At 58.5% G+C, this 21,123-nt stretch carries 24 protein-coding genes; all 24 read left to right on the top strand.

Translation table 11 applies throughout. The features are described from left to right. Positions 1-534 carry a transcription termination/antitermination protein NusG gene (gene nusG, locus M5D89_RS00635; RefSeq protein WP_248883812.1) on the top strand — a complete coding sequence of 178 codons (534 nt, stop codon included), beginning with the start codon at positions 1-3 and terminating at the stop codon, positions 532-534. Positions 535-582: 48 nt separating this feature from the next. Next, positions 583-1,011, top strand: coding sequence for a 50S ribosomal protein L11 (gene rplK, locus M5D89_RS00630; RefSeq protein WP_248883811.1), 429 nt, complete (start codon positions 583-585; stop codon positions 1,009-1,011). Positions 1,012-1,014: 3 nt separating this feature from the next. Then, on the top strand, positions 1,015-1,704 hold the full coding sequence (rplA, locus tag M5D89_RS00625) for a 50S ribosomal protein L1 (protein ID WP_248883810.1): 690 nt from the start codon (positions 1,015-1,017) through the stop codon (positions 1,702-1,704). Between the two features lie 146 nt (positions 1,705-1,850). Further along, positions 1,851-2,369: a 50S ribosomal protein L10 gene (gene rplJ / locus M5D89_RS00620; RefSeq protein WP_248883809.1), complete on the top strand. Its 519-nt coding sequence runs from the start codon at positions 1,851-1,853 to the stop codon at positions 2,367-2,369. Positions 2,370-2,399: 30 nt separating this feature from the next. Then, on the top strand, positions 2,400-2,789 hold the full coding sequence (gene rplL / locus M5D89_RS00615; RefSeq protein ID WP_248883808.1) for a 50S ribosomal protein L7/L12: 390 nt from the start codon (positions 2,400-2,402) through the stop codon (positions 2,787-2,789). Between the two features lie 112 nt (positions 2,790-2,901). After that, positions 2,902-6,990: a DNA-directed RNA polymerase subunit beta gene (gene rpoB / locus M5D89_RS00610; protein ID WP_248883807.1), complete on the top strand. Its 4,089-nt coding sequence runs from the start codon at positions 2,902-2,904 to the stop codon at positions 6,988-6,990. Positions 6,991-7,023: 33 nt separating this feature from the next. Continuing rightward, positions 7,024-11,172, top strand: a complete 4,149-nt coding sequence (gene rpoC, locus M5D89_RS00605; protein ID WP_248883806.1) for a DNA-directed RNA polymerase subunit beta' — start codon at positions 7,024-7,026, stop codon at positions 11,170-11,172. Between the two features lie 107 nt (positions 11,173-11,279). Further along, positions 11,280-11,651 carry a 30S ribosomal protein S12 gene (gene rpsL / locus M5D89_RS00600; RefSeq protein WP_215871765.1) on the top strand — a complete coding sequence of 124 codons (372 nt, stop codon included), beginning with the start codon at positions 11,280-11,282 and terminating at the stop codon, positions 11,649-11,651. Between the two features lie 28 nt (positions 11,652-11,679). Then, positions 11,680-12,150 (top strand): 30S ribosomal protein S7, encoded by a 471-nt coding sequence (rpsG, locus tag M5D89_RS00595; RefSeq protein WP_215871764.1) that lies wholly within the window; start codon positions 11,680-11,682, stop codon positions 12,148-12,150. Between the two features lie 33 nt (positions 12,151-12,183). Next, the gene (gene fusA, locus M5D89_RS00590) at positions 12,184-14,283 is read left to right on the top strand and encodes an elongation factor G (RefSeq protein WP_248883805.1); all 2,100 of its coding nucleotides are present in this window, start codon (positions 12,184-12,186) and stop codon (positions 14,281-14,283) included. Positions 14,284-14,305: 22 nt separating this feature from the next. Beyond that, positions 14,306-15,496, top strand: a complete 1,191-nt coding sequence (tuf, locus tag M5D89_RS00585) for an elongation factor Tu (RefSeq protein ID WP_248883804.1) — start codon at positions 14,306-14,308, stop codon at positions 15,494-15,496. Further along, the gene (gene rpsJ, locus M5D89_RS00580) at positions 15,496-15,804 is read left to right on the top strand and encodes a 30S ribosomal protein S10 (RefSeq protein ID WP_248883803.1); all 309 of its coding nucleotides are present in this window, start codon (positions 15,496-15,498) and stop codon (positions 15,802-15,804) included. Before tuf ends, rpsJ begins: the two co-directional genes overlap by 1 nt. A gap of 10 nt (positions 15,805-15,814) precedes the next feature. Continuing rightward, positions 15,815-16,447, top strand: a complete 633-nt coding sequence (gene rplC, locus M5D89_RS00575; RefSeq protein WP_248883802.1) for a 50S ribosomal protein L3 — start codon at positions 15,815-15,817, stop codon at positions 16,445-16,447. A gap of 14 nt (positions 16,448-16,461) precedes the next feature. Further along, positions 16,462-17,079: a 50S ribosomal protein L4 gene (gene rplD / locus M5D89_RS00570; RefSeq protein WP_248883801.1), complete on the top strand. Its 618-nt coding sequence runs from the start codon at positions 16,462-16,464 to the stop codon at positions 17,077-17,079. Continuing rightward, a complete protein-coding gene (gene rplW, locus M5D89_RS00565) occupies positions 17,076-17,369 on the top strand; it encodes a 50S ribosomal protein L23 (RefSeq protein ID WP_248883800.1) in 294 nt (97 codons plus the stop codon). The genes rplD and rplW overlap by 4 nt, the downstream gene beginning before the upstream one ends. A gap of 18 nt (positions 17,370-17,387) precedes the next feature. Continuing rightward, on the top strand, positions 17,388-18,212 hold the full coding sequence (rplB, locus tag M5D89_RS00560; protein WP_248883799.1) for a 50S ribosomal protein L2: 825 nt from the start codon (positions 17,388-17,390) through the stop codon (positions 18,210-18,212). Positions 18,213-18,232: 20 nt separating this feature from the next. Next, positions 18,233-18,508 (top strand): 30S ribosomal protein S19, encoded by a 276-nt coding sequence (gene rpsS, locus M5D89_RS00555; RefSeq protein WP_215871591.1) that lies wholly within the window; start codon positions 18,233-18,235, stop codon positions 18,506-18,508. A 10-nt stretch (positions 18,509-18,518) separates the two neighbouring features. Further along, entirely contained in the window at positions 18,519-18,851 is a 333-nt protein-coding gene (gene rplV / locus M5D89_RS00550; RefSeq protein WP_248883798.1) for a 50S ribosomal protein L22, read from the top strand. 11 nt (positions 18,852-18,862) lie between these two features. Then, on the top strand, positions 18,863-19,525 hold the full coding sequence (gene rpsC, locus M5D89_RS00545) for a 30S ribosomal protein S3 (protein WP_248883797.1): 663 nt from the start codon (positions 18,863-18,865) through the stop codon (positions 19,523-19,525). An 11-nt stretch (positions 19,526-19,536) separates the two neighbouring features. Next, positions 19,537-19,953 (top strand): 50S ribosomal protein L16, encoded by a 417-nt coding sequence (rplP, locus tag M5D89_RS00540; protein WP_248883796.1) that lies wholly within the window; start codon positions 19,537-19,539, stop codon positions 19,951-19,953. Then, complete coding sequence (rpmC, locus tag M5D89_RS00535; protein WP_248883795.1) at positions 19,950-20,147, top strand: 50S ribosomal protein L29; 198 nt, start codon at positions 19,950-19,952, stop codon at positions 20,145-20,147. The genes rplP and rpmC overlap by 4 nt, the downstream gene beginning before the upstream one ends. Next, the gene (gene rpsQ / locus M5D89_RS00530; RefSeq protein ID WP_248883794.1) at positions 20,144-20,419 is read left to right on the top strand and encodes a 30S ribosomal protein S17; all 276 of its coding nucleotides are present in this window, start codon (positions 20,144-20,146) and stop codon (positions 20,417-20,419) included. The genes rpmC and rpsQ overlap by 4 nt, the downstream gene beginning before the upstream one ends. Continuing rightward, positions 20,416-20,784, top strand: coding sequence for a 50S ribosomal protein L14 (gene rplN, locus M5D89_RS00525; RefSeq protein ID WP_215871585.1), 369 nt, complete (start codon positions 20,416-20,418; stop codon positions 20,782-20,784). The genes rpsQ and rplN overlap by 4 nt, the downstream gene beginning before the upstream one ends. A gap of 9 nt (positions 20,785-20,793) precedes the next feature. Next, positions 20,794-21,114 carry a 50S ribosomal protein L24 gene (rplX, locus tag M5D89_RS00520; RefSeq protein WP_248883793.1) on the top strand — a complete coding sequence of 107 codons (321 nt, stop codon included), beginning with the start codon at positions 20,794-20,796 and terminating at the stop codon, positions 21,112-21,114. The last annotated feature ends 9 nt before the right edge of the window (positions 21,115-21,123 follow it).

Genomic DNA, 21,123 nt, shown 5'->3' with positions numbered 1-21,123 from the left:
ATGGCAATGCGTTGGTATGTGGTGCATGCATTTTCCAGTTTTGAAAAGCGGGTGCAGGGGGAGATCCGAGAGCGCGCCCGGCGCGAAGGGCTTGCCGATCAGTTTGGTGAGATCTTGGTTCCGGTAGAGGAAGTCGTGGAGATGCGCAATGGCCAGCGAGCCACATCGCAGCGTATGTTCTACCCCGGCTATGTGCTGGTGCAGATGGAAATGAACGACCAGACCTGGCACTTGGTCAAAAATACTCCGCGGGTAACGGGTTTTGTGGGGGGGAGCGTGGGCAAACCGCACCCTCTCACCGAGGCCGAGGCCGATGCAATCCTGGAGCGCATCAAGGAAGGCGTGGAGAAGCCACGCCCCAAGTTTACCTTCGAGGCGGGAGAGCAGGTGCGGGTGATCGAAGGCCCTTTCAAGGACTTCAACGGCGTTGTCGAAGAAGTAAACTTCGAAAAAAGCAAATTGCGCGTCTCCGTCACCATTTTTGGACGTTCCACCCCGGTGGAACTGGATTTCGGTCAGGTCGAAAAGATCTGATTCACTGCGTGAGGGAGCCTGCGGGCGTTTGCACCTCGAGGAGTCGTAATGGCAAAGAAAATTACGGGCTACATCAAGCTCCAGGTTAAGGCCACCCAGGCCAATCCCAGTCCCCCTATCGGCCCGGCACTGGGTCAGCGGGGCTTGAATATCATGGAGTTCTGCAAGGCATTCAACGCGCAAACCCAGGGTATCGAGCCAGGCCTGCCGCTGCCGGTGGTGATTACGGTATATGCGGATAAAAGCTTCAGTTTCATCGTCAAAACGCCGCCGGCGCCGGTGCTGCTGCTGAAGGCAGCCGGCTTGCAGTCGGGCAGTGGGCGCCCGAACACCAACAAGGTGGGTAAGGTAACCGAAGCGCAGGTGGAAGAGATCGCCAAGACCAAGCTACCAGACTTGAATACCGAAGATCTCGAGTCAGCCAAGCGTAGTATTCGTGGTACGGCCCGCAGTATGGGCCTGACGGTGGAGGGCTAAAACATGGCACAGAAATCGAAGCGTGTTGTTGCTGCCCGTGCCTTGATCGATCGTAATCAGCGCTACGTGCTGGAAGAGGCTCTGGCTCTGGTGAAGCAAACCGCAACAGCGAAGTTTCCGGAGTCCGTAGACGTTGCCATCGGCCTGGGCATCGATCCTCGCAAGTCGGATCAGGTGGTACGCGGAGCCGTCGTGTTGCCCAAGGGCACGGGAAAAACCATGCGCGTAGCCGTTTTCGCTACGGGCGAGAAGGCGAACGAGGCGAAGGATGCTGGCGCCGAATTGGTGGGGATGGAAGACCTAGCCGAGCAGGTCAAGGCGGGGCAGATGGATTTTGATGTCGTCATTGCCACACCGGACGCCATGCGGGTCGTTGGTGCCTTGGGGCCGGTCCTTGGGCCGCGTGGCTTGATGCCCAACCCAAAAGTGGGCACCGTGACCGCTGATGTGCGCACGGCAGTACAGAATGCCAAGGGTGGTCAGGTGCGGTACCGCGCCGACAAGGGCGGCATTGTGCACAGCAGCATTGGCAAGGCGTCGTTCTCTGTCGAAGATTTGCAGGCGAATTTTCTCGCCCTCCTCGATAGCGTGAAAAAGGCGAAGCCCGCGACCAGCAAGGGCGTGTACATTCGTAAAATCAGTGTCAATCCGACCATGGGTCCCGGCGTTGCCGTGGATCCGGCCGGACTATAAGGAATTCCACCATCACGGTGGGGTGTGTCGGCGCAAGCCGGCGTTCAAAGACCGTAGGGGGCCTCGGCCTTAAAACCTACACCCTGCGTAGGCGACGGCGCGCCAGGATTTTCTGGCCGCCTCTGTCCAACTGGAGGTAGCAATACGTGAGTCTGAAACTCGCTGATAAAGAACAGGTGGTTGCTGCCCTGCAAGCCAAGTTGGTTGGTGCCCAGGCCATGGCCGTAGCAGAGTACCGGGGTCTGAGCGTGGCTCAGATGACGGCGCTGCGGGTCGCGGCACGCAAGCAGTCGGTGCATGTGCAGGTGGTGAAAAATACCCTGCTCAAGCGTGCGCTGGCGGGTACTGACTTTGCGGTGATGGAATCGTTGTTGACCGGCCCATTGGTTTTCGCTGCAAGCGAGGACCCGGTGGCAGTGGCCAAAGTCCTAACGGATTTCGCCAAAGGCAATGACAAGCTCGTCATCACTGGTGGTGCCTTGGGAGCCAAGTTGATGGATGCAACAGCCATCCAGCAGCTCAGCAAGATGCCCTCGCGGGAGGAATTGCTGGCCAAGCTCATGGGCACCATGCAGGCACCCATTTCCACCTTTGTGCGTACCCTCAATGAGGTTCCCGGACGTTTTGTCCGTACCCTCGCGGCGGTGCGCGATCAGGCAGCTTAATTCGTAATATTCTTTAGGAGTAACAAGATCATGGCTTTATCGAAAGCAGAAATCCTGGATGCCATCGCTGGCATGACCGTCCTCGAGCTCTCCGAGCTGATCAAGGACATGGAAGAGAAGTTTGGTGTATCTGCGGCAGCCGTTGCCGTTGCCGCTCCTGCTGGCGCTGCCGGTGGCGCCGCGGATGGTGCTGTTGCGGCAGAGGAGCAGACAGAGTTCGATGTTATCCTCACCAGTGCTGGTGCCAACAAGGTCAATACCATCAAGGTAGTGCGTGCCATTACCGGGCTTGGTCTGAAAGAAGCCAAGGATTTGGTGGATGGCGCTCCGAAGCCCGTCAAAGAGGGTGTTGCCAAGGCCGAGGCCGAGGATATCAAGAAGCAGTTGGTGGAAGCTGGTGCCGAGGCAGAAATCAAATAAGATTTCTTTCCTGAGCACAAATAGGCTGGCGGCCTTTGGCCGTCAGCCCCTCATTATTGGCGGCATGCCGTCTTTCTGGTTCGTATTCTAGCGATCGTCGCGCGGAGCACTCATGGCCTACTCTTTTACGGAAAAGAAGCGGATTCGTAAAGACTTTGGTAACAGCCAAAGTATCCTTCCGGTGCCTTATCTCTTGGCAACCCAGATGGATTCCTATCGCGAGTTTCTCCAAGCCGATACACCAGCGCCGGCGCGCAGCGATACGGGCCTCGAGGCGGTATTCCGCTCGCTCTTCCCGATGGAGAGCTATTCCGGTAATGCGCGTCTGGACTACGTGAGCTATCGTCTGGAGCGCCCGGTCTTCGACGTGATGGAATGCCATCAGCGCGGTGCGACGTATTGCGCTGGGCTTCGTGTTCGTCTCCGCCTTGCCCTCTCCGAGAAGGATGACAGCACGGGGGCCAAGCGGATCAAGGATGTGAAGGAGCAGGACGTCTACATGGGGGAATTGCCCCTGATGACGGAGCACGGCTCGTTCATCATCAATGGCACCGAGCGGGTGATCGTCTCGCAGCTGCACCGCTCTCCGGGGGTATTTTTTGCGCATGACGCAGGCAAGACGCATTCCTCAGGCAAGCTCCTGTTCAATGCGCGCATCATTCCGTATCGGGGTTCGTGGCTGGATTTCGAGTTTGATCCGAAGGATCACCTCTACGCGCGGATCGACCGTCGGCGTAAGCTCCCAGCGACGACCTTGTTGCGCGCGTTGGGATATAGTACTGAGGACGTGCTCGGCATGTTCTTTGATACGGAAGTGTTCCGTATCGAAGGGGCGCAGATCTTCTATCAGCTTCGTCCGGCGCGGGTGCAGGGAGATATCGCCGTTTTCGATATTACCCACCCACAGAGCGGTGAGATCCTGGTGGCCAAGGGCAAGCGCGTTACCGCGCGGCATGTGCGCCAGCTGCAGGAACTTGGCGAGAGTATCGAAGTGGAGGTGCCGGAGGCCTTCCTGCTCGGGAAGGTTCTTGCCCGGGATATGCTCGATACGGCAACCGGCGAGTTGGTGCTCCAGGCCAATGACCTCATTGACGACGAGGCACTGAAAAAACTGCGGCAGATGGCGCCGTTGCAAATTGAGACGTTGTTCATCAACGAAGTGGATCGGGGACCCTACATCTCCGAGACCCTGCGGATCGATACGGCACGCGATGCCCACGAGGCGCAAATCGAGATCTATCGCTTGATGCGCCCGGGCGAGCCACCCTCCAAGGATTCTGCACAGACCTTGTTCCAGGGGCTGTTTTTCAGTGCCGATCGCTATGATCTCTCCCAGGTCGGGCGGATGAAGTTCAATCGTCGTGTCGGTCGCGAAGAGATTACCGGTCCCGGTGTCCTGAGCAACGAAGATATCATTGCCGTGATGAAGGTTCTGGTAGACCTGCGCAATGGCATTGGCGAAATCGACGATATCGATCACTTGGGTAACCGGCGCGTGCGTTCTGTGGGCGAGCTGATGGAAAATCAGTTCCGCTTGGGCTTGGTGCGCGTCGAACGGGCGGTAAAGGACCGTCTTGCCTTGGCGGAGAGCGAGGGCCTGACGCCGCAGGATCTCATCAACGCCAAGCCGATTGCTGCGGTCGTCAACGAATTCTTCGGTTCCAGCCAGCTCTCCCAGTTCATGGATCAGACCAACCCGCTCTCCGAGGTGACCCACAAGCGGCGTGTCTCGGCGCTTGGGCCGGGCGGCCTGACCCGTGAGCGAGCTGGTTTCGAGGTGCGTGACGTGCACCCCACCCATTACGGCCGTATCTGCCCGATTGAGACACCCGAAGGTCCCAATATCGGTCTCATCAACAGTCTCGCCTGTTTTGCCCGTACCAACAGCTATGGGTTCCTCGAAACGCCGTACCGCAAGGTTATCAACGGCCAGGCAACGGATGAGGTCATTTATCTCTCGGCCATCGATGAAGGTCACTATGTGATCGCTCAGGCCAACTCGCCTCTGAGTCCTGACAATCATCTGTTGGACGATCTGGTTTCCTGTCGCCACAAGGGTGAGACGCTCCTGGTGGCTCCGGATCAAGTGCAATTGATGGATATCTCGCCGCGCCAGATCGTGTCCGTGGCGGCCAGCATGATTCCTTTTCTTGAGCATGACGATGCCAACCGCGCCCTCATGGGCTCGAACATGCAGCGCCAGGCGGTGCCCACGGTGCGTTCCGACGCGCCCCTGGTCGGTACCGGGATGGAGCGTGTGGTGGCCATCGACTCCGGTGCGGCCATCACCGCACGCCGCGGTGGCGTAGTGGATAGTGTCGACGGCGCGCGTATCGTCGTACGGGTCAATGACGAGGAGACCCAGCCAGGTGAACCCGGCGTGGATATCTACAACCTGGTCAAGTATTCGCGTTCCAACCAGAATACCACGCTCAACCAGAAGCCGATCGTTACGGTGGGTGATGAGGTGGCCCGTGGTGATGTTCTCGCCGATGGCCCGAGCACGGAGTTGGGCGAGTTGGCCTTGGGGCAGAACATTCTGGTGGCATTTACCCCGTGGAATGGGTACAACTTTGAGGACTCCATCCTGATTTCCGAGCGCGTGGCAGCAGAAGATCGCTATACCACGATTCACATCGAGGAATTCCCGGTCTATGCCCGGGACACCAAGCTGGGGCCGGAAGAAATCACGCGCGATATTCCCAACGTGTCGGAAGGGGCCCTGCGCCACCTCGATGAATCGGGGATTGTGGTGATTGGTGCCGAGCTCGCGCCCGGCGACATTCTGGTCGGCAAGGTGACCCCCAAGGGGGAGACGCAGCTGACGCCGGAAGAAAAACTGCTGCGCGCCATCTTTGGTGAGAAAGCGTCGGACGTAAAAGATAACTCGCTGCGCATGCCGGCGGGCATGTACGGCACCGTGATCGATGTACAGGTCTTTACCCGCGATGGCATTGACAAGGATGCCCGCGCCAAGGCCATCGAGGAGGAGCAGCTCAAAAAGATCCGCAAGGACGTCCAGGACGAGTACCGCATCTTCGAGTCGGACACCTACCAACGGATCGAGCGCCTGCTGTTGGGCAAGGTCGCAGAAGGCGGTCCGGCCGGACTCGCGGCGGGTGCGAAAATTACCAAGACCTACCTAAAGGACTTGGCGCGGGATCGTTGGTTCGATATCCGTCTGCGCAGTGAAGAGAGCAATGAGGCCCTGGAACAGATCCGCGCCCAGCTCGAGCAACAGCGGGAACGCCTTGATGCGGTGCTAGAAGAAAAGCGCCGTAAATTGACGCAAGGGGACGACCTTAGCCCTGGTGTGCTGAAGATGGTCAAGGTGCACGTGGCGGTCAAGCGTCAGTTGCAGCCAGGTGACAAGATGGCCGGTCGGCATGGAAATAAGGGTGTGGTGTCCAAGATCGTCCCGGTCGAGGACATGCCCTACCTCGCCGATGGAACGCCCGTCGACATCGTTCTCAATCCCCTCGGCGTGCCCTCGCGTATGAACGTCGGACAGATCCTGGAGACGCATTTGGGCTGGGCGGCCAAGGGTCTTGGCAAGCGTATCGGCGAAATGCTCGATCAGCAAAGAGCGATGGCGGAACTGCGCGCCTTCCTGACAGAGATCTACAATCGCTCTGGCAAGAAGGAAGATATTGATAGTCTCAATGACGAGGAAGTCCTCGCCTTGGCGCACAACCTGCGCAATGGCGTGCCGATGGCAACCCCAGTCTTCGATGGTGCCGCTGAGGAGGATATTCGCGACATGCTGGAACTCGCGGGTCTGCCGCGGAGCGGGCAGGTCACCCTCTACGACGGGCGCAGTGGTGAGGCCTTCGATCGTCCGGTGACCGTGGGTTACCTCTATATGTTGAAGCTGCACCATTTGGTGGACGACAAGATGCACGCGCGCTCCACCGGACCGTACAGTCTGGTCACGCAGCAGCCCCTCGGTGGTAAGGCCCAGTTTGGCGGTCAGCGTTTTGGCGAGATGGAGGTCTGGGCGTTGGAAGCATATGGCGCCGCTTACACCTTGCAGGAGATGCTGACGGTCAAGTCCGACGACGTCTCCGGCCGCAGTAAAATGTATGAGTCCATCGTCAAAGGCGATTTCCGCATGGATGCGGGGATGCCGGAATCCTTCAACGTGCTGTTGAAGGAGCTGCGCTCCCTGTCCATCGACATCGAGCTGGAACAGTCCGTCTAAGATATCCGCAGGCTTCGGATAAGGAAGAGTCACTTGAATAATCTCCTCAAGCTTTTCAAGCAGAATGATCGGCAGGAAGAGTTCGATGCCATTCGCATCGGCATTGCCTCACCGGACAAGATCCGCTCATGGTCCTTCGGCGAAGTCAAAAAACCCGAAACCATCAACTATCGCACCTTCAAACCCGAGCGCGAAGGGCTGTTCTGCGCCAAGATCTTTGGTCCAATCAAGGACTACGAGTGCCTTTGCGGTAAGTACAAGCGGCTCAAGCACCGCGGCGTAGTCTGTGAGAAGTGTGGCGTCGAGGTGACCCAGGCGCGGGTGCGACGCGAGCGGATGGGACATATCGAACTGGCCAGCCCGGTGGCGCATATCTGGTTCCTCAAATCTCTGCCCAGCCGGATGGGTATGATTCTGGATATGCCGCTGCGCGACATTGAGCGGGTTCTGTACTTCGAGGCCTATGTCGTCACCGATGTCGACCTCGGGGTCGCGGACCTGCAGCGCGGCCAGATTCTCAGCGAAGACCAGTATCTCGATGCCCTGGAGGCCTATGGCGATCAGTTCCAGGCCATGATGGGCGCCGAGGGTATCCGTGAGTTGCTCAAGGGTATTCCCCTGGAAAGCGAAATCGAGCAGATTCGCGAGGAGCTTCTGGCCAGCAACTCTGATACCAAGACAAAAAAGCTGGCGAAGCGCCTGAAAATTCTCGAGTCATTCGTGAGCTCCGGGAATCGTCCGGAGTGGATGATTCTGGAAGTCCTGCCCGTTCTGCCACCCGATCTGCGTCCTCTGGTGCCGCTGGATGGGGGACGCTTTGCGACCTCCGATTTGAACGATCTCTATCGCCGCGTCATCAATCGCAACAATCGCCTCAAGCGTTTGTTGGAGCTCAAGGCGCCGGACATCATCGTGCGCAACGAAAAGCGCATGTTGCAGGAAGCGGTGGATGCCCTGCTCGACAATGGTCGCCGTGGACGCGCCATCGCCGGGCCGAACAAACGTCCGCTCAAGTCTCTTGCGGATATGATCAAGGGGAAACAGGGTCGTTTCCGGCAAAATCTTCTCGGCAAGCGCGTCGATTATTCCGGTCGCTCGGTGATTGTCGTCGGACCAGAATTGCGTCTGCATCAGTGCGGGCTGCCGAAAAAAATGGCCCTGGAGCTGTTCAAACCCTACATCTTCAACAAGTTAGAGGAGCGCGGGCTGGCGACCACGATCAAGGCAGCCAAGCGTCTGGTGGAATCGGAAAAGCCCGAGGTCTGGGATATCCTCGAAGAGGTCATTCGCGAGCACCCCGTGATGCTCAACCGTGCCCCGACCTTGCACCGTTTGGGTATTCAGGCCTTTGAGCCGGTGCTGATCGAGGGCAAGGCCATCCAGCTGCACCCGCTGGTTTGCGCAGCGTACAACGCCGACTTCGACGGTGATCAGATGGCGGTGCATGTGCCTCTTTCCCTGGAGGCACAGCTCGAGGCGCGCACCCTGATGATGTCTACCAACAACATCCTCAGTCCAGCGAACGGTGAGCCGATTATCGTCCCCTCCCAGGACATCGTGCTGGGCCTGTACTACATGACGCAGGAGCGGCTGGATGCGAAGGGCCAGGGTATGCGTTTCGCGGATAGCGCCGAGGCGCGCCGCGCCTATGACAACGGAGAGGTCGGCCTGCACGCCCGCGTCACCATGCGCTTCCGCGGTGAACGCGTGGAGACTACCGTGGGGCGCGCGCTTTTGAGCGATATTCTGCCCGAGGGGCTCCCCTTCTCGGTGATCGATCGCGTGCTCAAGAAGAAGGCCATTGCCGAGCTGATTAACACCTGTTACCGCACCTTGGGAGTGAAGGACACGGTCGTGTTTGCCGACCAGTTGATGTATACCGGCTATCGCATGGCGACCCGGGCTGGCATTTCCTTTGGCGCCGGCGACATGGTGACGCCACCAGAAAAGGATACCATCCTGGCGCGGTCGGAAGATGAGGTGAAGACCATTCAGGATCAGTACACCTCCGGCTTGGTCACCGAGGGCGAACGCTACAACAAGGTCGTCGATATCTGGTCGCGGGCAACGGATGAGGTTGCCAAGGCGATGATGGACCGCGTGAGCAAGGAGAAGGTCACCCTCGCGGACGGCAAGGAAACCGAGCAAGTCTCCTTCAACTCGATTTATATGATGGCCGACTCCGGGGCCCGTGGCTCCGCCGCCCAGTTGCGTCAGCTTGCCGGTATGCGCGGACTGATGGCCAAGCCCGATGGCTCCATCATCGAAACGCCCATTACCGCGAATTTCCGCGAGGGGCTGAATGTTCTCCAGTACTTTATCTCCACCCACGGTGCGCGTAAGGGCCTTGCCGATACGGCGTTGAAAACGGCGAATTCCGGGTATCTGACCCGACGTCTGGTCGACGTCACCCAGGATCTGGTGGTCGTCGAACACGACTGCGGCACGGAAGACGGACTGCCCATGATGGCGCTGGTCGAGGGTGGCGAGGTCGTCGAACCGCTGCGCGAGCGTGTGCTGGGCCGGGTAACCGCGGAAGATATTTTGCATCCGAATACGGGTGAGGTGGCCATTGCACGGAACACCCTGCTCACCGAGCAGTTGCTCGGTCAGTTGGATGACCTCGGTGTCGATGCGCTCAAAGTCCGCTCCCCTCTGACCTGTAAGTCGCGCCATGGGGTCTGTGCCCTTTGCTATGGTCGTGATCTGGCCCGGGGCCACCTGGTCAACGCGGGCGAGGCAGTCGGTGTAATTGCCGCCCAGTCTATTGGCGAGCCGGGAACCCAGCTCACCATGCGTACCTTCCATATTGGTGGTGCGGCTAGCCGAGCAGCGGCGCAGAGCAGCATTGACATCAAGCAAGGGGGCCTGATCCGTTTCCATAGCAATCTTCGCTCGGTCGAACATCCGAGTGGACGTCACGTGGTGGTTGGGCGTAACGGCGAAATCGCGGTTACCGACGAGCAGGGGCGCGAGAAGGAGCGTTACAAGGTGCCCTACGGCGCGACGATATTGGTGCAGGATGGCGAGGCGGTGAATCCAGGCAAGCGGATTGCCGAGTGGGATCCGCACACCCGACCCATCGTCAGTGAAATCGCCGGTTCGGTCTCCCTGCAGGACGCGATTGAAGGGCAGAGCGTTATCTCCCAGAGTGATGAAATCACGGGTCTCAGCACTCAGGCGGTCATTGATCCGAAGCAGCGTCCCGCCAGCGGCCGCGACCTGCGTCCCGTCGTTCTGTTGCAGGACGCCAAGGGTAAGGACCTCAAGTTGCCGGGTACCGACCTCCCGGCGCGCTATTACCTTCCCCCGCGGGCAATTATCGCGGTACAGGACGGGGCGCAGGTGCAGCCTGGCGATACCCTCGCGCGTCTGCCCGTGGGTACCAGTAAGACCCGCGACATTACTGGTGGTCTACCCCGTGTTGCCGAACTGTTCGAGGCGCGGCGTCCGAAGGACTATGCCATCATAGCGGAACATCACGGCATTGTCGGCTTTGGCAAAGACACCAAGGGTAAGCAGCGTCTATTGGTCACCGACGAAAATGGGGAGACGCACGAGTATCTGATTCCCAAGGGCCGGCACGTGACCGTGTACGAAGGGGAGCGGGTTAGCCCCGGTGAACCTCTGGTGGAAGGGCAGCCAGTGCCTCATGACATTCTGCGCGTCCTTGGGGTGCAGGCCTTGGCCAACTACATCGTTGACGAAGTGCAGGACGTCTATCGTTTGCAAGGCGTGCGCATCAACGACAAGCATATCGAAGTCATCCTGCGGCAGATGTTGCGCAAGGTCGAAATCAACCATGCTGGTGACAGTAGCTTCATCACGGGGGACCAGGTCGACCGGGCCCGGGTGGAAGAGGAAAATGCCGTGCTCGAAGCCGCTGGTAAAGAGCCTGCACGTTTCACTCCCATGCTGCTCGGGATCACGAAGGCGAGTCTGTCTACCGAGTCCTTCATTTCTGCCGCCAGTTTCCAGGAGACGACGCGGGTCTTGACGGAGGCAGCCGTCTCCGGCCGGGTCGATGATCTGCGCGGGCTCAAGGAAAACGTCATTGTTGGACGTTTGGTGCCAGCGGGAACCGGGCTTGCCTATCACGAGCATCGGCGGCGGCGTAATCGTGGTGAAAGCCTGACCGACGTCGAGGTAACGGCGGAAGCGGAGAGCGTTAGTGCAGAGTGAGGCCAACGCAGCCCTCTGATCTTTCTTGACAGTTCTGGCGCGCATCCATAAAATGCGCGCTCTCATTGGCGGCAGCTGGCGTGCCGCCCTTCGTTTTTGGAGAAGTTATGCCCACACTGAACCAGTTGGTCCGTAAGCCGCGCAAGGCACCGGTTGCCAAAAGCAAGGTACCGGCCCTTGAGGCGAATCCGCAGAAGCGGGGGGTCTGTACCCGCGTGTATACCACGACGCCAAAGAAGCCAAACTCTGCGTTGCGTAAGGTCGCTCGTGTGCGGTTGACGAATGGCTACGAAGTCAGCAGTTACATTCCTGGCGAAGGGCATAACCTGCAGGAACACTCGGTCGTCCTGATTCGCGGCGGTCGTGTGAAAGATCTTCCCGGTGTGCGTTATCACATCATTCGCGGCACGCTCGATACCGCTGGCGTCAAGAATCGCAAGCAGCGGCGTTCGAAGTACGGCGCCAAGCGGCCCAAGTAAGGGTTACCGATTCTAAGGAGTTGCATCGATGCCAAGACGTAGAGAAGTGCCCAAACGGATAGTTCTGCCAGATCCCAAGTACAAGGAAGAGGTGCTAGCCAAATTTGCCAATGTGCTGATGCGGGACGGGAAAAAGAGCGTCGCAGAAAAAATTGTCTATGGTGCCCTGGATATCGTGGCAGAAAAGAGCAAGGCTGATGCCATGGAGATCTTCCGCAAGGCGCTGGACAATGTCCGCCCGGTGGTCGAGGTAAAAAGTCGCCGCGTCGGCGGTGCCACCTATCAGGTGCCGGTCGAAATTCGCTCCGACCGACGGATGGCGTTGGCCATGCGCTGGCTGCGTGATTCGGCGCGCAAGCGTAATGAGAAATCCATGGGCAACCGTCTGGCGGCCGAGATTCTTGAGGCGGCGGAAAACCGTGGCAATGCAGTGCGCAAGCGTGAGGAAACGCATCGTATGGCCGAGGCCAATAAGGCCTTCTCGCATTTTCGCTGGTAACTCTTTTCGCACGGCAACTGCAAGGACGAATTCGTGGCGCGCACAACCCCTATTGAGCGATATCGCAACATTGGCATCATGGCCCACATCGATGCCGGCAAAACCACTACCACCGAGCGTATCCTGTTTTACACGGGTGTCTCCCACAAGATTGGTGAGGTACACGAGGGTACTGCGGTCATGGACTGGATGGCGCAGGAACAGGAGCGCGGGATCACCATCACCTCTGCGGCTACGACTTGCTTCTGGAAGGGTATGGATGCCAAGCGTGCCGAGCACCGCATCAACATCATCGATACCCCCGGGCACGTCGATTTCACGATCGAGGTGGAACGTTCGCTGCGGGTGTTGGATGGTGCGGTAGCGGTTTTTTGTGCCGTAGGTGGCGTGCAACCGCAGTCCGAAACCGTGTGGCGCCAAGCAAATAAGTACGGCGTGCCGCGCATGGCCTTCGTCAACAAGATGGATCGTCAAGGCGCCAACTTTCAGCGCGTGGTAGAGCAGATTCGCAGCAAGCTCAAGGGCAATGCCATAGCGATTCAGTTGCCAATCGGCGAGGAGGAGCGTTTCCGTGGGGTGATCGACCTGATGAAGATGAAGGCGATCAACTGGGATGACGCGACGCAAGGTACGACCTTTGTCGAGGAAGAAATTCCGGCAGAGCTCCAGGAAGCGGCGCAGGCTGCCCACCATACGATGGTCGAGGCGATCTGTGACACCGATGAAGAGCTGATGATGAAGTACCTGGAAGGAGAGGAGATCTCCGTCGAGGAACTGAAGGTCGCTCTCCGCAAGGCCACGATTGGCAGTGAATTGGTCCCGGTATTGTGTGGCAGCGCGTTCAAGAATAAGGGCGTGCAGGCAATGCTGGACGCTGTTTTGGATTATATGCCCTCACCGGTGGACATTCCGCCGGTGAAGGGCTCGGATCCCGATACCGGTGCCGAAATGAGCCGTGCTGCTAGTGACAGTGAGCCGTTTTCTGCCCTGGCATTCAAGATCATGACGGATCCTTTTGTCGGTCAGCTCACCTTTTTCCGCGTCTACTCTGGCGTATTGAATGCTGGTTCAACGGTCTACAACCCCGGTCGTGGTCAGCGCGAGCGTATTGGACGTATCTTGCAGATGCACGCCAATGAGCGGCAAGAAATCAAAGAGGTTCTGGCAGGGGACATCGCCGCGGCGGTAGGTTTGAAGACGGCTTATACCGGCGACACCCTTTGCGATATGGACAAGACCATCATTCTGGAACAGATGGAGTTTCCGGAACCGGTCATTCACGTTGCCGTAGAACCCAAGACCAAGAGCGACCAGGAAAAAATGGGTATCGCTTTGGGCAAGTTGGCCCAGGAAGATCCCTCTTTTCGGGTGCGCACCGACCAGGAGTCAGGGCAGACCATCATTTCCGGTATGGGTGAGTTGCATCTGGAGATTATCGTCGATCGGATGAAGCGGGAGTTCAACGTCGAAGCGACGGTGGGTGCACCGCAGGTGGCCTATCGCGAAACGATCCGGAAGTCTGTCGAATCTGAGGGTAAGTTTGTGCGGCAGTCCGGTGGGCGCGGTCAGTATGGACACGTCTGGCTGCGCTTGGAGCCGCTGGAGCCGGGCTCCGGTTTCCAGTTTGAGAATGCCGTCGTTGGTGGTGTTGTACCCAAAGAGTACATCGGGCCGACGGAAAAGGGCGTGCAAGAGGCTTTGGAAGGTGGTATAGTCGCCGGCTTCCCGGTGGTTGATGTCAAAGTCACCATCTTCGATGGTTCCTATCACGACGTCGACTCCTCTGAGGCGGCGTTCAAGATTGCCGGTTCGATGGGTTTCAAGGCGGGCGCCGCGAAAGCGAATCCGGTGCTGCTGGAGCCGATTTTCGCCGTCGAGGTCGTTACCCCGGAAGAATATATGGGCGACATCATTGGTGATATCAACAGTCGCCGCGGCGTCATGCAGGGTATGGACGACGAGGCAGGGGCCAAGGTCATCAAGGCGGAGGTTCCATTGGCCGAGATGTTTGGCTATGCCACGACGGTGCGTTCTCTCTCGCAGGGCAGAGCCACCTACAGTATGCAGTTTGAGAAGTATATGGAAGTGCCTGGGCACGTCGCCGAGGCTATCGTCAAGAAAAGTCAGCGCTAGGTCGTAACGGGAGAAGTGTTTCATGTCCAAGGGAAAGTTTGAGCGGACGAAGCCGCACGTAAACGTGGGAACGATTGGTCACGTGGATCATGGGAAGACCACGTTGACGGCGGCGCTGACGAAGGTATTGTCGGCGAAGTTTGGCGGCGAGATACGGGCCTACGATCAGATTGACAACGCGCCGGAAGAGCGTGCGCGCGGCATTACGATTGCGACCTCGCACGTAGAGTATGAGACGGCGAACCGGCATTATGCGCACGTGGATTGCCCGGGGCATGCCGACTATGTGAAGAACATGATCACCGGAGCGGCACAGATGGATGGCGCGATTCTCGTGTGTTCGGCGGCGGACGGTCCGATGCCGCAGACGCGGGAGCACATTCTGCTGGCGCGGCAGGTAGGCGTACCCTTCATTGTCGTGTTTTTGAACAAGGCCGACATGGTCGACGACGCCGAGTTGCTCGAGCTGGTCGAGATGGAAGTGCGCGAGCTGCTGTCCAAGTACGAGTTCCCCGGTGACGACATTCCGGTCGTGATTGGCTCTGCGCTGAAGGCCCTGGAAGGGGATCAGAGCGACATCGGCGAGCCGGCGATTTTCAAGCTGGCCGAAGCGATGGACAGCTACATCCCCATGCCGGAGCGCCCGGTAGACAAGACCTTCCTGATGCCGATTGAAGACGTATTCAGTATTTCCGGTCGTGGCACGGTGGTGACGGGACGTATTGAGCGCGGCATGGTCAAGGTCGGCGAGGAGGTCGAGATTGTTGGCATTCGCCCGACGAGCAAGACCACGGTGACGGGTGTAGAGATGTTCCGCAAGATCCTGGATCAGGGAGAAGCGGGAGACAACGTCGGCGTCTTGCTGCGTGGCACGAAGAAGGACGATGTGGAGCGCGGGCAGGTGCTGGCGAAGCCGGGCACGATCAAGCCGCACACCAAGTTTGAGGCGGAGGTGTACGTCCTCTCGAAGGAAGAGGGCGGCCGTCATACACCGTTTTTCAATGGCTACCGGCCGCAGTTTTACTTCCGTACCACGGACGTGACGGGAGCGGTGGAGTTGCCGGAAGGGGTAGAGATGGTGATGCCGGGTGATAATGTGCAGTTCAAGGTCACCCTGATTGCACCGATTGCCATGGAAGATGGCCTACGTTTTGCGGTGCGCGAAGGCGGACGTACCGTCGGCGCCGGCGTCGTGTCGAAGGTGGTGGAGTGATGGAAGGTTCCAAGATACGTATTCGCTTGAAGTCCTACGACTATCGCATGCTGGACATCTCTGCAGCAGAGATTGTCGAGACGGCGCGGCGCACGGGTGCTCGCGTCTGCGGACCGATTCCGCTCCCGACCAAAATCGAGCGTTTCACGGTCTTACGCTCACCGCATGTGGATAAGAATGCCCGCGACCAGTTCGAGCAGCGCACCCACAAGCGTTTGCTGGATATCCTGGACCCCAACGATAAAACCGTTGACGCGCTCATCAAGCTCGACCTTGCGGCGGGTGTTGATGTAGAGATCAAGCTGTAAGGAGAGAAAAATGACGATCGGTATGATAGGTCGCAAAGTGGGCATGACGCGGATCGCGGAGGCGGGCGGTAAGGTAGTTCCCGTCACCGTCATTCACCTCGCGGAAAATACCATTACCCAAGTGAAGAGCGCGGATACAGATGGCTACGAGGCGGTTCAGGTTGGGGTGGGTTCGGTACGCCCGCAGCGGCTGAGTTCGGCAATGGCCGGGCATTTTCGAAAGGCTGCCGTGGAACCGCGCCGCTTTCTGCGGGAATTTCGTCTGAATGAGTCCGGTTCTTATCAAGTAGGCGAGCAGTTGCCCTTGGATATGTTCACTATCGGTCAGCTCATCGACGTAACCGGAATCAGCAAGGGCAAGGGTTTTTCTGGTGCCATCAAGCGCCACAATTTTCGCAGTAACCGCGCCAGCCATGGTAACTCTTTGTCCCACCGGGCGCCGGGCTCCATAGGTTGTCGCCAAACTCCGGGACGGGTTTTCAAGGGTAAGAAGATGGCGGGTCAGCTCGGAAATGAGCAGGTGACCACCCTCAACCTTGAAGTGGTGCGAGTGGATGCGGAGCGTCGTCTGGTCATGGTAAAGGGCAGTGTTCCCGGCGCTAATGACGGCGATGTCTTGCTGCGTCCCGCGGTGCGCGGCTAAAAGGGAGTAGTTAAATGGAAGTCAACAGTATTCATGTGAGCAGCGGAAAGGGCGAGAAGGTCGAGCTGGCAGACGCTGTCTTCGCTGCTCCCTACAACGAGGCGTTGTTGCACCAGGTCGTCGTTGCCCAATTGGCTGGTCTGCGCAGTGGAACGGCAGTGCAAAAGAATCGCGCCGCGGTTCGTGGTGGTGGCCGTAAGCCGTGGAAGCAAAAGGGCGGCGGTCGCGCTCGCGCGGGCAGCATTCGCAGTCCGATCTGGCGCGGCGGCGGTCGGGCATTTCCGGGTAGCACGCAGAGCTACAAGCAGAAAGTGAACAAAAAGATGTGGGCAGGCGCAATGCGCAGCGCTCTCGCCGAGTTGTTGCGCCACGATCGCTTGCAGATCATCGTCGCAGAAGATTTTGCCGAACCCAAGGCTGAGCACGGGCGGACGTGGCTCCAGGCAGCAGGTGGAGATGACGTGCTCGTCGTGCTGGCAGAGGCACCGGTGAATTTCTTCCTGTCCTTGCGCAACTTTCCCCACGTCGGAGTGGCGGAGTGGCAAGACGTTGGCCCAGCGGACTTGTTGCGCTACGGCCGAGTCCTGATGGATGCCGCTGCGGCGAATAAATTTGCTGAGGTGTACGGATGAATAGTGAACGCCAGTACCTCGTCCTGTTGGCCCCAGTGGTGAGCGAGAAAAGCACCATGCAAACCCAGGCTGCTAATCAGTATGCTTTCCGCGTTGCTCGTGATGCCACCAAGGCCGAGATCAAATCCGCCGTCGAAAAGCTGTTTCAAGTCAATGTCCTCTCGGTGCAGACGTTGAATTATGACGGTAAGCCAAAGCGCATGGGGCGGCACCAGGGGCGTCGTTCGGCCTGGAAAAAGGCGTATGTGCGCCTCGCCGAAGGCAACAGCATCGACCTTGGCATCGGCTGAGAGGAATAGGGGAAATATATGGCTCTCGTACGCACAAAACCAACCTCGGCAGGGCGGCGCTTCGTCATCCAGGTCACCACTCCAGAATTGCACAAAGGCGCCCCAGTCAAGGCGCTGACCGGAAGTCAGTCGCATACTGGTGGTCGGAACCATCACGGACGGGTCACCCGGCGCCACGCCGGCGGTGGTCATCGCCAGCATTATCGGGTGGTGGATTTCCGTCGCAACAAAATTGATATCCCAGCCAAGGTCGAACGCATCGAGTATGACCCCAATCGTAGCGCGCACCTCGCGCTGCTCTGCTATGCAGATGGAGAGCGGCGCTACATCCTGGCGCCTAAGGGCGTGCAGGCGGGGGACTCCTTGTTGTCTGGGGATGATACACCGGTAAAGCCGGGCAATTGTATGCCATTGCGTAAGATCCCGGTGGGTAGCGTGATTCACAACATCGAGCTTCGCCCCGGAAAAGGCGGCCAGATTGCGCGTTCTGCCGGTGCTTCGGCACAACTGATGGCCCGTGAAGGCGACTACGCCCAGGTGCGACTGCGCTCTGGCGAGGTGCGCAAAATTCATGTATCCTGCCGCGCCACGCTCGGAGTTGTCGGTAACGATGAGCACGGCTCGCGGCAGTTGGGTAAGGCCGGTGCGACGCGTTGGCGCGGTGTACGGCCTACTGTTCGGGGTGTCGCCATGAACCCAGTGGACCATCCCCATGGTGGTGGTGAAGGGCGGACTTCCGGGGGGCGTCATCCGGTATCGCCCTGGGGACAGCCGACCAAGGGCTACCGTACCCGCCGTAACAAACGCACCAGCGGCATGATTGTTCGCCGCCGGAAGTCTTGATCAGGGAAGAGGAATTCGTCGTGCCACGTTCCATCAAGAAAGGTCCCTTCGTGGACCAGCATCTCGACAAGAAGGTTCAAGAGGCGCAGGCAAGCAACAGCCGCAAGCCCATCAAGACCTGGTCGCGTCGTTCTACTATTACTCCCGATTTCATTGGGCTAACTTTTGCCGTCCACAATGGCAAGCAACATATTCCGGTGGTCGTCAACGAAAATATGGTTGGCCACAAGCTCGGCGAGTTTGCGCTGACACGGACCTTTAAGGGCCATGTCGCTGATAAGAAAGCCAAACGTTGAGGATTGTGAGATGAGATCGACGGCGGTATTGAAAGGTTTGCAGATGTCCCCGCAGAAGGCCCGGCTGGTCGCAGATTTGGTGCGTGGAAAGCCGGTGGACAAGGCGTTGGATATTCTTCGTTTTACGCAGAAGAAAGCGGCTCTGCCCATTCGCAAATGTTTGGAATCGGCGATCGCGAATGCAGAGAACAATGAGGGCGCAGACGTAGACGCGTTGGTTGTGGAGTCGATCATGATCGACGGGGGTGCGGTGCTGAAGCGCTTCGCAGCGCGTGCCAAGGGGCGCGGAACGCGGATCTTGAAACGCACCAGCCATATCACCATCGTCGTCGCCGAACAGTAAACGAGGAAAGCATGGGACAAAAAACCAATCCAATCGGACTGCGTCTGGGAATCATTAAGAATTGGAATTCCCGCTGGTACGGCAAGGCAGATTTCCGGGACAAGCTGCTAGAAGATATTCGTATTCGTGACTTCATTCGCAAACGACTGAGTGGCGCTGCGATTTCCGAAATTACGGTGGAGCGGCCGGCGCGCAGTGCGCGGATCACGTTGCACACGGCGCGTCCGGGTGTCGTGATCGGCAAGAAAGGCGAGGACATCGAAAATCTGCGCGCTGAAGTGCAGAAGCGCATGGGCATTCCGGTGCACGTGAATGTCGAAGAGATTCGCAAGCCAGAGCTGGATGCGCAGCTTGTTGCCGAAAATGTGGCGCAACAGTTGGAGCGTCGCGTCATGTTCCGGCGCGCGATGAAGCGTGCGGTAACCAATGCCATGCGCTTCGGTGCACAGGGCATGCGGATCAATTGCGCCGGTCGCCTGGGTGGTGCGGAAATCGCTCGGACCGAGTGGTACCGTGAGGGTCGTGTGCCGCTTCACACCTTGCGCGCGGATATTGATTATGGCTTTGCAGAAGCGAAGACCACCTACGGCATCATCGGTGTCAAGGTCTGGATCTTCAAAGGTGAGATTCTGGAGTGGAGCAGCGCCGCTAGCGCTGGCGCCGGGCAGAAGTAAGGAGAGCGGTGATGTTGCAACCTAAACGGACCAAGTTTCGCAAGCAGCATAAGGGGCGCAACCGCGGCCTCGCTACGCGGGGTAACAAGGTGAGCTTCGGCGACTATGGACTGAAGGCGACGACCCGCGGACGGGTTACGGCGCGCCAGATCGAGGCCGCTCGTCGTGCCATCAATCGTCACGTGCGTCGTGGCGGCCGCATCTGGGTGCGGGTCTTCCCCGACAAGCCGATCAGCAAGAAGCCAGCAGAAGTTCGTATGGGTAAGGGAAAGGGAAACCCGGAATACTGGGTAGCGCTGATCCAGCCCGGTAAGGTGTTGTATGAGATGGAAGGGGTGACCGAAGAAGTTGCCCGCGAGGCACTGCGTCTTGGCGCCGCCAAGTTGCCGGTGCAGACCATCGTAGTGGAACGGCGGGTGATGGGATGAAGGGACAAGATTTGAGTACGTTATCGGCGAGCGATTGCCAGGCACGACTTCTGGAGTTGCTGGAAGAGCAATTCAAACTGCGTATGCAGCATGGCACTGGGCAGTTGGCAAAGACCGCACGGCTACGTGGCGTTCGGCGCGACATCGCGCGGGTACGCACCGAGATTACGAAGAAGGCGAAGGTGAGCCAATGAGCACGGAACAGAATCCCCGTAGTCTGGTCGGGACCGTCGTTAGCAACCGGATGGATAAGACCATCGTGGTGCTGGTGGAGCGGCGCATCCAGCATCCGCTCTACAAGAAATACATTCGGCGTTCCAAGAAATTCCACGCCCATGACCAGGAAAATCAGTGCCAAATTGGCGATACGGTGCGCATCGAAGAATGTCGCCCCCTATCCAGAACCAAGACCTGGCGCTTGGTTTCCGTCGTCACTCACGCGATCGCGGAAGGAGTCACCCCATGATTCAGATGCAAAGTCGACTCGCCGTTGCGGATAACAGTGGCGCGCGGGAGGTAATGTGTATCAAGGTGCTCGGTGGTTCGCATCGCCGCTATGCCGACATTGGTGACGTCATCAAGGTTAGCATCAAGGATGCTGCCCCCCGGGGTAAGGTGAAGAAAGGCGACGTGTACAATGCGCTGATTGTACGCACGCGCAAGGGTGTGCGGCGCGAGGACGGTTCCGTCATTCGCTTTGATAATAATGCCGCGGTGCTACTGAACAATCAGTTGCAGCCCATCGGCACTCGCATCTTTGGCCCGGTTACTCGCGAGCTGCGTGGCGCCAATTTTATGAAGATCATCTCGCTCGCCCCAGAAGTGTTGTAGGAGTTGCGTATGAGCAAGATTCGCAAGGACGATGAGGTGGTAGTACTCGCCGGGAAGGATAAGGGTAAGCGGGGTAAGGTTCTGCGCGTCCTTCCTGAGGAAAATCGCGCCATCGTAGAGAAAGTCAACATGATCAAGCGGCACCAGCGGCCTGATCGTATGGGTAATGGCGGCGGAATCGTCGAGAAAGAAGCGCCGATTCATCTGTCGAACCTCGCGGTCTACAACCCCACGACGGGCAAGGCGGATCGCGTCGGTTATACCTTCCTCGAAGATGGCAGCAAGGTTCGCGTGTTCAAGGGCAACGGCGAACATCTGGCCAAGCACTGAGGGTAACAG

Source organism: Acidithiobacillus acidisediminis (assembly GCF_023277115.1).
In the GTDB taxonomy this organism is placed as follows: Bacteria; Pseudomonadota; Gammaproteobacteria; order Acidithiobacillales; family Acidithiobacillaceae; genus Igneacidithiobacillus; species Igneacidithiobacillus acidisediminis.
This window is presented reverse-complemented; position numbering and strand designations above follow the sequence as displayed.

Bases quoted from the DNA above. Each gene is read 5' to 3' on its own strand.
- rplN (WP_215871585.1), top strand. From the start codon at position 20,416: ATGATTCAGATGCAAAGTCGACTCGCCGTTGCGGATAACAGTGGCGCG.
- tuf (WP_248883804.1), top strand. From the start codon at position 14,306: ATGTCCAAGGGAAAGTTTGAGCGGACGAAGCCGCACGTAAACGTGGGA.
- rpmC (WP_248883795.1), top strand. From the start codon at position 19,950: ATGAAGGGACAAGATTTGAGTACGTTATCGGCGAGCGATTGCCAGGCA.
- rplB (WP_248883799.1), top strand. From the start codon at position 17,388: ATGGCTCTCGTACGCACAAAACCAACCTCGGCAGGGCGGCGCTTCGTC.
- rpsC (WP_248883797.1), top strand. From the start codon at position 18,863: ATGGGACAAAAAACCAATCCAATCGGACTGCGTCTGGGAATCATTAAG.
- rplD (WP_248883801.1), top strand. From the start codon at position 16,462: ATGGAAGTCAACAGTATTCATGTGAGCAGCGGAAAGGGCGAGAAGGTC.
- rpsQ (WP_248883794.1), top strand. From the start codon at position 20,144: ATGAGCACGGAACAGAATCCCCGTAGTCTGGTCGGGACCGTCGTTAGC.
- rplV (WP_248883798.1), top strand. From the start codon at position 18,519: ATGAGATCGACGGCGGTATTGAAAGGTTTGCAGATGTCCCCGCAGAAG.
- rplL (WP_248883808.1), top strand. From the start codon at position 2,400: ATGGCTTTATCGAAAGCAGAAATCCTGGATGCCATCGCTGGCATGACC.
- rpoB (WP_248883807.1), top strand. From the start codon at position 2,902: ATGGCCTACTCTTTTACGGAAAAGAAGCGGATTCGTAAAGACTTTGGT.
- rplW (WP_248883800.1), top strand. From the start codon at position 17,076: ATGAATAGTGAACGCCAGTACCTCGTCCTGTTGGCCCCAGTGGTGAGC.
- rpsJ (WP_248883803.1), top strand. From the start codon at position 15,496: ATGGAAGGTTCCAAGATACGTATTCGCTTGAAGTCCTACGACTATCGC.
- rplA (WP_248883810.1), top strand. From the start codon at position 1,015: ATGGCACAGAAATCGAAGCGTGTTGTTGCTGCCCGTGCCTTGATCGAT.
- rplC (WP_248883802.1), top strand. From the start codon at position 15,815: ATGACGATCGGTATGATAGGTCGCAAAGTGGGCATGACGCGGATCGCG.
- rplK (WP_248883811.1), top strand. From the start codon at position 583: ATGGCAAAGAAAATTACGGGCTACATCAAGCTCCAGGTTAAGGCCACC.
- rpsG (WP_215871764.1), top strand. From the start codon at position 11,680: ATGCCAAGACGTAGAGAAGTGCCCAAACGGATAGTTCTGCCAGATCCC.
- nusG (WP_248883812.1), top strand. From the start codon at position 1: ATGGCAATGCGTTGGTATGTGGTGCATGCATTTTCCAGTTTTGAAAAG.
- rplP (WP_248883796.1), top strand. From the start codon at position 19,537: ATGTTGCAACCTAAACGGACCAAGTTTCGCAAGCAGCATAAGGGGCGC.
- rpsL (WP_215871765.1), top strand. From the start codon at position 11,280: ATGCCCACACTGAACCAGTTGGTCCGTAAGCCGCGCAAGGCACCGGTT.
- rplX (WP_248883793.1), top strand. From the start codon at position 20,794: ATGAGCAAGATTCGCAAGGACGATGAGGTGGTAGTACTCGCCGGGAAG.